8 protein-coding genes are annotated in these 10212 nt (G+C 71.9%); 6 read left to right on the top strand and 2 right to left on the bottom strand.

What is annotated here, in order from left to right:
• Positions 1-89: 89 nt before the first annotated feature.
• Together HGA02_RS04005 and HGA02_RS04000 are read right to left on the bottom strand one after the other, a co-directional pair.
• Entirely contained in the window at positions 90-824 is a 735-nt protein-coding gene (locus HGA02_RS04005; RefSeq protein WP_168677816.1) for a response regulator transcription factor, read from the bottom strand.
• 87 nt (positions 825-911) lie between these two features.
• Positions 912-1586, bottom strand: a complete 675-nt coding sequence (locus HGA02_RS04000) for a TetR/AcrR family transcriptional regulator (RefSeq protein ID WP_168677814.1) — start codon at positions 1584-1586, stop codon at positions 912-914.
• A 90-nt stretch (positions 1587-1676) separates the two neighbouring features.
• Here HGA02_RS04000 and HGA02_RS03995 point away from each other — a divergent pair, with 90 nt between their 5' ends.
• The 6 genes from HGA02_RS03995 to HGA02_RS03970 all read left to right on the top strand — a co-directional run.
• A complete protein-coding gene (locus tag HGA02_RS03995; protein WP_168677812.1) occupies positions 1677-4184 on the top strand; it encodes a beta-d-glucosidase in 2508 nt (835 codons plus the stop codon).
• 57 nt (positions 4185-4241) lie between these two features.
• Positions 4242-5921, top strand: a complete 1680-nt coding sequence (locus HGA02_RS03990; protein WP_168677810.1) for an ABC transporter substrate-binding protein — start codon at positions 4242-4244, stop codon at positions 5919-5921.
• Positions 5922-6016: 95 nt separating this feature from the next.
• Positions 6017-7171, top strand: a complete 1155-nt coding sequence (locus HGA02_RS03985; protein WP_168677808.1) for an ABC transporter ATP-binding protein — start codon at positions 6017-6019, stop codon at positions 7169-7171.
• Positions 7168-8148, top strand: a complete 981-nt coding sequence (locus HGA02_RS03980) for an ABC transporter permease subunit (protein ID WP_168677806.1) — start codon at positions 7168-7170, stop codon at positions 8146-8148. Before HGA02_RS03985 ends, HGA02_RS03980 begins: the two co-directional genes overlap by 4 nt.
• 1 nt (position 8149) lies before the next feature.
• Entirely contained in the window at positions 8150-9145 is a 996-nt protein-coding gene (locus HGA02_RS03975; protein WP_168677804.1) for an ABC transporter permease, read from the top strand.
• A partial coding sequence (locus tag HGA02_RS03970) for an ABC transporter ATP-binding protein (protein WP_343035256.1) occupies positions 9142-10212 on the top strand: 1071 nt, incomplete at its 3' end. The genes HGA02_RS03975 and HGA02_RS03970, both read left to right, overlap by 4 nt.

Raw genomic sequence — 10212 nt, 5'->3', positions numbered from 1 at the left:
GGTCGCGCGGTCGCGCAGCACCGTCGCCCGGAGGCGCAGCCGCGCGACGAGCCCGGCCGGCGAGCCGCTCGCCTGAGGGCGGGTGCCGGTCACGCGGGCTTCAGCACGTACCCGACGCCGCGCAGGGTGTGCAGCATCGGGGTGCGGCCCTTGTCGATCTTGCGACGCAGGTAGGAGACGTAGAGCTCGACGATGTTCGCCTGCCCGCCGAAGTCGTACTGCCACACGCGGTCGAGGATCTGCGCCTTGGAGAGCACGCGCTTGGGGTTGCGCATGAAGTAGCGCAGCAGCTCGAACTCGGTCGCGGTGAGGCGGATGTCGTCGCCGCCGCGCGTGACCTCGTGCGAGTCCTCGTCGAGCGTGAGGTCGCCGACGGTCAGCACGGCCTCCTCGCGCGCGGACACGGCGCCGGCGCGACGCAGCAGGGACCGGAGTCGCGCGACGACCTCCTCGAGGCTGAACGGCTTCGTGACGTAGTCGTCGCCGCCGGCGGTGAGGCCGGTGATGCGGTCCTCGACGGCGTCCTTGGCGGTGAGGAAGAGGACGGGCACGTGCGGGTGGCTCGCGCGGATGCGGCGCAGCACCTCGAGGCCGGTGAGGTCGGGGAGCATGACGTCGAGCACGATGACGTCGGGGGTCGACGCCTTGGCCTGCCGGATCGCGGCGTGCCCGGTGAGCGCGTGCTCGACGGTCCAGCCCTCGTAGCGCAGGGCGGTGGACAGGAGCTCGGCGAGGGTGGGCTCGTCGTCGACGACGAGCGCCCGGACGGGGGAGCCGTCGGCGCGGGTGAGGGTGTCGGGCCGGCGCAGGGTCGAGGTCGTCATGACCTGATCGTCGGTGCGCGACCTTGGCCGCCCCTGAAGCGTTCCTGTGAATCTGCTGAGCGCGGCGCGCGACGGCGTCGCCGCAGGTCAGTGCAGCGGGTGCGGCCTGCCCGTGCCGGCGAGCGCCGCGGTGAGGATCGCCTCGATCGCGAACGCGGTGGACTCGGGCAGGTCGACGGCGTCGTCGAGCAGCCACTGCACCTGCAGACCGTCCATGACGCCGATGATCGCGCTCGCGGCGCGCTCGGCGGTCTCGCGGTCGACGTCAGGCCCGCCGACCTCGCCGATCGCGTCGGCGATCTCGCCGCGCAGGATGCTGAAGCGGTGGGTGACCCAGCCGCGCGCGGGGTGGTTCTCCGTGACGGACTCGCCGGTCAGGACGGTGTAGCCCTGGACGATGCCGCGCCGGTCGGCGTTCATGCGGGCGGTCCGCACGAGGTGCCGGAACAGCTCGATGCCGCCGGGGATGTGCTGGCCCTCGAGGTCGCGGACGTCCTCCTTGTCGCGGTACTCGAGGACCTCGACGAGCAGCTGCTCCTTGGACCCGAAGTGGTGCAGGACGCCCGCGTGCGTGATGCCCACCTGCTCGGCGACCTCGGCGAGCGACCCGGTCTTGTAGCCCTTCGACCCGAAGGTGTGCGCGGCGGCGCGCAGGATCTCCGCGCGGCGCTCGGCGGTGGCCTGCCGGGGTCGGCGGGTGCGCTTGGCGGGCGCGGGGGAGCCCGTCCCGGGGGTGACGGCGTCGTCCATGGCCGAAACCATACTGTGACCTACCGACTTACTAACAAGTCAGTAAGTTGTGCTTGACTGCGCACGACGGCAACGACGACGTCCGGACGGAGAGAACATCCCGTGTCGACCGACACCACCGCGGCCACCCGGCCCGACGCCCACCTCGACGGGCTGCTCCGGCAGCTCACGACCGAGGAGAAGGTGCGTCTGGTCGTCGGGGCGGGCCTGTGGTCCACGACCCCGATCGAGCACATCGGCCTGCGCGCGATGCACGTCTCCGACGGCCCCGCCGGTGTGCGCGGCGTGAGCGACGACCCCACCGAGACCGCCGCGTCGTTCCCCGCCCCCAGCGCCCTCGCCGCGACGTGGGACGTGGACCTCGCCGACGAGGTCGGTGCGCTGTTCGCCGCCGAGGCCCGCCGGCACGGCGTCGACGTCGTCCTCGCGCCCCAGGTCAACCTCCAGCGCACGCCCGTCGGCGGCCGGCACTTCGAGTGCTACTCCGAGGACCCCGTCCTGACGGGCGAGATCGCGGTGCACGTCGTGCGCAGCGCGCAGGACCGCGGCGTCGGCATGTGCGTCAAGCACTTCGTCGCCAACGACTCCGAGACCGAGCGCACGACCTACCTGTCCCGCGTCGACGAGCGCACGCTCCGCGAGGTCTACCTCGCACCCTTCGAGCGGCTGGTCCGCGAGGCGCGCGCGTGGTCCGTCATGGGCGCGTACTCGGGCGTCGACGACGGCACGACCGCCGCGCCCGTCCTCGAGCACCGGCCGCTGCTCACCGGCGTCCTCAAGGACGAGTGGGGCTTCGACGGGGTCGTCGTGTCCGACTGGGTCGCGACGAACACCGTCGAGCAGGCCGCGTACGGCGGGCTCGACCTCCAGATGCCCGGCCCGGACGGGCCGTGGGGCGACGGGCTGCTCGACGCGGTCCGCGCGCGCCGCGTCAGCGAGGCCGTGCTCGACGACAAGGTCCTGCGCATCCTGCGCCTCGCGCAGCGGGTGGGGGCGCTCGACGGTGTCGAGGCCTCCGGCGAGCACCGGGACGAGGTCGCCGACGTCGACGTGCGCGGCACGCTGCGCCGGCTCGTCGGCCGCTCGATGGTCGTGCTGCGCGACGACGAGCGCGCGCTCCCGCTCGCTGCCGACGACGTCCGCCGCATCGCGCTGCTCGGCCCCAACGCCGTGAGCCCGTTCGTGCAGGGCGGCGGCTCCGCGTACGTCCGGCCCGAGCGCTCGTCGTCCCCGCGCGACGCCCTGACCGGCGCATTCGTCGGCGCGCACGTCGACGTGCATCCCGGTGCCGTGTCCCGCTTGCTGCCGCCGCAGCTCGACCTCGCCGGCCGCTGCACGTCGCCTGACGGCGACACCGGGGTGCTGGTCGAGCTGCTCGACGCCGACGGCACGGTCCTCGACGCGCACACCACCACGACGTGGGGCGGCTGGCTGCGCGACGTCCGCGACGACGCCGTGACCGTCCGCCTGCGCACCACGGTCCGCCTCGACGAGCCCGGCCGGCACGAGGTCGGCGTCGGCACCGTCGGGCGGCACCTCGTCGCCATCGGCGGGCAGGTCGTCTCGACCGGCGACCAGGTCGTCGGCGCCGAGGTCATCCTCGACTCGTCCGTCAACCAGCCCGTCCCCGCGACGCTCGTGCTCGACGTGACCGAGCCGACGACCGTCGACGTGGACGCCCACGTGCAGGCCGTCCACCCCGTCGGGTACGCGTCGTTCGCGCGCGCCGAGCTCGTCCACCGCGTGCCCGGCACGTCGCCCGACGAGCTGCTCGCGGACGCCGTCGCCGCCGCCGAGGCCGCGGACCTCGCGGTCGTCGTCGTCGGCACCAACGAGGAGATCGAGTCCGAGGGGTACGACCGCACGTCGCTCGCGCTTCCCGGCACCCAGGACCAGCTCGTCAAGGCCGTGCTCGCCGCCAACCCGCGCACGGTCGTCGTGGTCAACGCCGGCGCGCCCGTGCTGCTGCCGTGGCTCGACGAGGTGCCGTGCGTCGTGTGGGCGTGGCTCGGCGGGCAGGAGTGGCCCGAGGCGCTCGCGGACGTGCTGACCGGCGCCACCGAGCCGTCGGGCCGGCTGCCGTGGACGCTGCCCGCGCACGAGGACGACGTGCCCGTGCCCGACGCGGTCCCCGTCGACGGCGTGATCGAGTACCACGAGGGCGTGCACGTCGGGTACCGGTCGTGGCTGCGGCTCGGCCGCACGCCCGCGGCGCCGTTCGGGCACGGGCTCGGGTGGACGACGTGGGAGCACGAGTCGGTGGTCGTCGCCGGCACCGACGAGCGCGAGGACGGGATCGCCCTCGACGTCACCGTCGTCAACACCGGACCCCGCGCCGGCCGCGAGGTCGTCCAGGTCTACGTCGAGCCCCCTGCCCCGAGCCCGGACCGCCCGGTCCGCTGGCTCGGTGGCTTCACCGTCGTGCACGCCGCCCCCGGCGAGCGCACGACCGCCCGGGTGCACGTGCGCGCCGACGCGCTGCGCACCTGGGACACCGCAGGCCACGGCTGGGTCACCCCGGCCGGGACGTACACGCTCCGCGTCGGTCGCTCCTCGGGCGACCTGCGCCTCACGGTCGACGTCGACATCCCGGCGTCGCCCGCCCCCTGATCCCACAGCGCAGCACCGCAGGACCCCACAACCAGCAGTCAGTGCAAGGAGGCACTCGTGAGAACGCGCAAGCTCGCAACGATGGTGGCCGGTGTCGCGACCGTCGCGCTGCTCGCCACCGCCTGCTCGGGTGGCGGCGGCACGTCGGACGACAGCACCGGCGGTGACGGCGCCGTCCTGACGGTCGGCATGCCGAACGGCCCGCAGAACGAGAACCAGAGCCCGCTGATCCCGACCGGCTCGGCGGCGAAGTCGCTCGGCTACGCGTGGGTGATCTACGAGTCGCTCATGCAGGTCAACGACGTGAACCCGCTCGAGGACCCGGAGCCGTGGCTCGCGGAGTCGGTCGAGTGGAACGACGACTACACGGCCGCGACGATCACCCCGCGCGACGGCGTGAAGTGGTCGGACGGCGAAGAGTTCACGGCGGACGACGTCGCGTTCACGCTGCAGCTGCTCATCGACTACCCGGCGATCAACAACAACTTCCCGGACCAGATCGACAAGGTCGAGAACGCGGACGGCACGGTGACGATCTCGTTCACCGAGTCGCAGTACGTCAACCAGGTCAAGCTGCTGCAGCAGGTCATCGTCCCCGAGCACGTGTGGAAGGACCAGGACCCGACGACGTACACGGACACCGAGCCCGTCGGCACCGGTCCGTACCTGCTCGACACGTGGACGCCGCAGGCCGCGACGCTCGTCCCGAACCCCGACTACTGGGGCGGCGAGCCGAAGGTCGCGAAGCTGCAGTACTCCTCGTACAACGACAACAACGCGCTCACGACGGCCCTCACGACCGGTGAGGCGCAGTGGGGCTGGACGTTCATCGCGGACTACGAGGACGTCTTCATCGCGAAGGACCCCGACCACCACCACCAGGTCGCAGGCGGCGGCTTCGGCTCGGACATCCTGTACCTCAACAACGAGACGAAGCCGTTCGACGACGTCGCGTTCCGCAAGGCGCTCAACCTCGTGGTCGACCGCGCGCAGATCTCCGAGCTCGCGGGCTCGGGCGTGTGGCCCGTCATCGACTCGGTGACCGGCATGCCGATGCCGTCGGGCGAGCAGTACCTCGCGCCGGAGTTCAAGGGCGAGGAGCTGACGGTCGACGTCGACGAGGCGAAGCAGATCCTCACCGATGCGGGCTACACCTGGAACGGCTCCGACAAGCTCGTCGACCCGGACGGCGAGGTTGTGACGTTCGAGCTGGTCAACCCGGCCGGCTGGAACGACTACCTGACCGCGCTCGACCTCATCAAGACCGGTGCGGCGGAGCTCGGCGTCGACGCCACGGTGAACGCCGCGAACCAGGACGCCTGGTTCAACGACATCATCCCGTTCGGCAACTTCCAGGCGACGCTGCACTGGACCGACGGCGGCGCGACCCCGTGGAACATGTACGCCAACCTCATGGACGGCAACTCCTACGTGCCGCTCGGCGAGACGGCGACGTGGAACTTCGGCCGGTACAAGAACGACGCCGTCACGCAGGCCCTGGCCGACTTCAAGGGCGCGTCCGACGACGCCGCGCGGCAGACCGCGATCGAGACGATCCAGAAGGCGTACGTCGAGGACGTGCCCGGCCTGGTCATCTGGTCGCGCCCGGCCGTCGCGCAGTACTCGACGAAGAACTACACGGGCTTCCCGACGGCCGACGACCTGTACGCGAACCCGCAGCCGACGGGTCCGCAGGCGGCGCGCATCGTCATGAAGCTCGAGCCGACGCAGGACTGACCGACCCGGTCCCCGGGTGCGCGTGCGGCCGACTCCCCGCCCGCGCACCCGGGGCCACCCCGCGTCGACCCTCCACCAGCCGACAGGTGAGCTCCATGACCCTCCCCGCCACGCCGGACACCCGTCCGGCGGACCCCGGCGCCGCCGACACCCCCGTCCTGCAGGCCGTCGACCTGCGCAAGCACTTCGTCACCGGCTCGCTGCGCCGCCGTGCGCTCGTGCACGCGGTCGACGACGTGAACCTCGCGCTGCACCGCGGCCGCGTCGTCGCGCTCGTCGGCGAGTCCGGCTCGGGCAAGTCGACGATCGCCCGCCTGCTGTCGCAGCTCACGCCCGCGACGAGCGGGCAGATCCTGCTGCACGGCCAGGACGCGACCGCGCGCAGCCGCCGGGCGTTCCGCCGCTACGTGCGGCGCGTCCAGATGATCTTCCAGGACCCCTTCGGGTCGCTGAACCCGGTGCACACCGTGCGCTACACGCTGAGCCGCAGCGTCCGGATCCACCAGGGGAAGCTGCGGGGCGCGGACCTCGAGGACGCCCTGACGACGCTGCTCGAGCGCGTCCAGCTCACGCCCGTCGAGCGGTACGTCGACAAGTTCCCGCACGAGCTGTCCGGCGGCCAGCGGCAGCGCGTCGCGATCGCCCGCGCGCTCGCCGCGGACCCCGAGGTGCTGCTCGCCGACGAGCCGATCTCGATGCTCGACGTGTCGATCCGCCTCGGCATCCTCAACCTGCTGCGCGACCTGCGTGACCGCCTGCAGATCGCGATCCTCTACATCACGCACGACATCGCGTCGGCCCGGTACTTCGCCGACCGGACGATGGTCATGTACGCCGGGCGCATCGTCGAGACCGGCGACTCCGAGTCGGTCACGCAGGACCCGAAGCACCCGTACACGCAGCTCCTCGTGCGGTCCGCGCCCGACCCGGACGACCTCGACGCACGCGCCCGCGGTGCCCGCGGCGAGGCGCCCTCGCTCGTGCGCCCACCGTCCGGGTGTCGGTTCAACCCGCGCTGCCCGTTCGCGGTCGACCTGTGCCGCGCCGAGGTGCCGCCGCTGCTCGCGGTCGGCGAGGAGCGCGAGGCCGCGTGCTGGGGGTACTCCGACCGGCCCGACCGGCCGCGGCTGGGCGACGTGCTCGACGCGTACGGCGAGCGGCCGGCGATCGACGTCGACCTGCTGCACGTGGCCGACGACGAGGCGGCCGTCGAGACCATCACCGTCGAGACCAAGGAGGGTGACCGGTGAGGTTCTTCGTCCGCCGCGGCATCTTCTACGTCGTCACCGCCTGGGCCGCGGTGACCATCAACTTCATCATCCCGAGGCTCATGCCCGGCGACCCGGTCAAGGCGATCATGGCGAAGAGCCAGGGCCGTCTGGACTCGTCCGCCGAGGCCGCGATCCGCACGCTCTTCGGCCTCGACGAGCAGAAGTCGGTCTGGCAGCAGTACCTCGACTACTGGAACCTGCTGCTGCACGGGAACCTCGGCGTCTCGTTCACGTACTACCCGACGCCCGTCGCGGAGATGATCCAGCAGACGCTCCCGTGGACGGTCGGCCTGGTCGGCGTCGCGACGATCATCGCGTTCGTCGTCGGGACCCTGCTCGGCACGGGCATCGGGTGGCGGCGCGGCACGTGGGCCGACTCGCTGCTGCCGATCTCGACGTTCTTCTCCGCCGTCCCGTACTTCTGGCTCGGGCTCGTCGTCATCGCGATCTTCTCGGTGAACCTCGGCTGGTTCCCGTCGTCGGGTGCCTACGACCGCTCGATGGTGCCCGCGTTCACGCCCGAGTTCATCGGCTCCGTCCTCTACTACGGCACGCTGCCCGCGCTCACGATCGTCGTCTCGTCGATCGCCGGCTGGATCCTCGGGATGCGCAACATGATGGTGACGGTCTCGTCGGAGGACTACGTGACGGTCGCGCAGGCCAAGGGCCTGTCGGAGCGGGCCGTGATCTTCGGCTACGCCGCCCGCAACGCGGTGCTCCCGCAGATCTCGTCGTTCGCCCTGTCCCTCGGCTTCATCGTCGGCGGGACGCTCATCATGGAGATGGTCTTCTCCTACCCGGGCATCGGCTTCCTGCTCTACAACGCGACGACCAACCACGACTACACGCTCATGCAGGGCTGCTTCCTCGTGATCACCCTGTCCGTGCTGGTCGCGAACATCGTCGCGGACTTCGTCTACGCCGCGCTCGACCCGCGCACCCGGCAGGAGGGCTGACATGGCCGTCGAGACTTCCGTCCTCACGGACACCGAGGACGTCGCCACCGACGCGACCGCACCCGTCACGGGCAAGCGCAAGCTCCTGTTCCTGCGCAACGGCAAGGCGATCACGGGCTTGGCGATCCTCGGGTTCTTCGCGGTGCTCGCCGTCATCGGCGAGTGGATCGCGCCCTACGACCCGAGCGCCGTGAGCCCGGACATCCTCCAGCCGCCGTCGGGTGCGCACTGGTTCGGCACGACGCACCTCGGGCAGGACATCCTGTCGCAGGTGCTCGTCGGGACCCGCGGCGTGCTCGTCGTCGGCCTCGTGGCGGGCGTGCTCGCGACGGTGATCGGCGTCCTGATCGGCGTGACCGCCGGGTTCGTCGGGGGAGCGGGCGACGAGACGCTGTCCGCGCTGTCGAACATCTTCCTGGTGATCCCGCAGCTGCCTCTCATCATCCTCATCGCGGGCCAGCTCCCGTCGGCGGGTGGGCTCACCGTCGCCGCCGTCATCGCGGTCACCGGCTGGGCGTGGGGCGCGCGCGTCCTGCGCGCCCAGACGCTGTCCCTGCGCAAGCGCGACTTCGTCGAGGCCGCACGCGCCAACGGCGAGCGGACCTGGCGCATCGTGCTCGCGGAGATCCTGCCGAACCTCACCGCGATCATCGCCGCCGGGTTCGTCGGCACGGTGACGTTCGCGGTCCTCTCACAGATCACGCTCGCGTTCATCGGCGTCACGTCGGTGTCCGAGTGGAACTGGGGGACCATCCTGTTCTGGGCGCAGGGCAACCTCGCGCTCCAGCGCGGCGCGTGGTGGTGGTTCGTCCCCGCGGGCCTGTGCATCGCCCTGCTCGGCATGGCCCTCACGCTCATCAACTTCGGCATCGACGAGTTCGTCAACCCGCGCCTGCGCTCGACGGGTCTGCACGCCCGCACGCTGCGCAAGCGCGGCATCCGCCCGCGCATCGGCTTCACGCCGGTCGTGCACGAGGCCAAGGAGGACCGGTCGTGAGCCTGCTCTCGCCCGTGGGGCGCGTCGCGCCCGTCGCCGATCCCGTCCTGGAGATCCGCAACCTGTCCGTCGACTACGGCTACGACGAGAACCCGGTGCACGTGCTGCGCCAGGCGTCGCTCACCCTGAACCGCGGCGAGGTCCTGGGACTGGCGGGCGAGTCCGGCTGCGGCAAGTCGACGCTCGCCTACGCCGCGACCCGGCTGCTTCCGCCGCCCGGCCTCATCACCGGTGGGCAGGTCCTGTTCCACGGCCGCGACGGCTCGACCGCCGACATCCTGTCGATGTCCGACGCCGAGCTGCGCGCGTCCCGCTGGCAGGACCTCGCGATCGTCTTCCAGGGCGCGATGAACTCGCTCAACCCCGTGTTCCGGGTCGGGCGGCAGATCGCCGACGCCATCCGGGCGCACCGGCCGTCCGTGTCGCAGAAGGAGGCCCTCGAGCGGGCGGCCGACCTGCTCGACATGGTCGGCATCTCGCCCGACCGGCTGCGCGCCTACCCGCACCAGCTCTCCGGCGGCATGCGGCAGCGCGTCATGATCGCGATGGCGCTCGCCCTGGACCCCCAGGTCCTCATCATGGACGAGCCCACGACGGCCCTCGACGTCGTCATGCAGCGGCAGATCGTCGAGCAGATCGCCGAGCTCCGCGACCGCCTCGGCTTCTCGGTCATCTTCATCACGCACGACGTGTCCCTGCTCATCGAGATCGCCGACCGCATCGCGATCATGTACGCGGGTGAGATCGTCGAGGACGCCACCGCCCAGGACGTCTACCGCCGTCCCCGCCACCCGTACTCCAACGGGCTGCTGCACTCCTTCCCGCCGCTGCGCGGCCCGCGTCGCGAGCTCGGCGGCATCCCCGGCTCCCCGCCGGACCTCGCCCGGCTGCCCTCCGGCTGCCCGTTCCGTGCCCGCTGCCCGTTCGTCTTCGACGCGTGCGCGCACGTCCAGCCCGAGCTCGTCGCGCCGGACGTCCCCGGCGACGACCCACGCCGGACCGTCGCGTGCCTCCGCCACGACCCCGACCGCGTCGCGGCGGCGGGCTTCACCCCCGTCCCCGTCCCC

The sequence above is a fragment of the Cellulomonas septica genome (assembly GCF_012396155.1).
GTDB lineage: Bacteria > Actinomycetota > Actinomycetes > Actinomycetales > Cellulomonadaceae > Cellulomonas > Cellulomonas septica.
The sequence above is the reverse complement of the archived record's forward strand: the minus strand, read 5'-3'. Positions and strand labels throughout refer to the sequence as shown.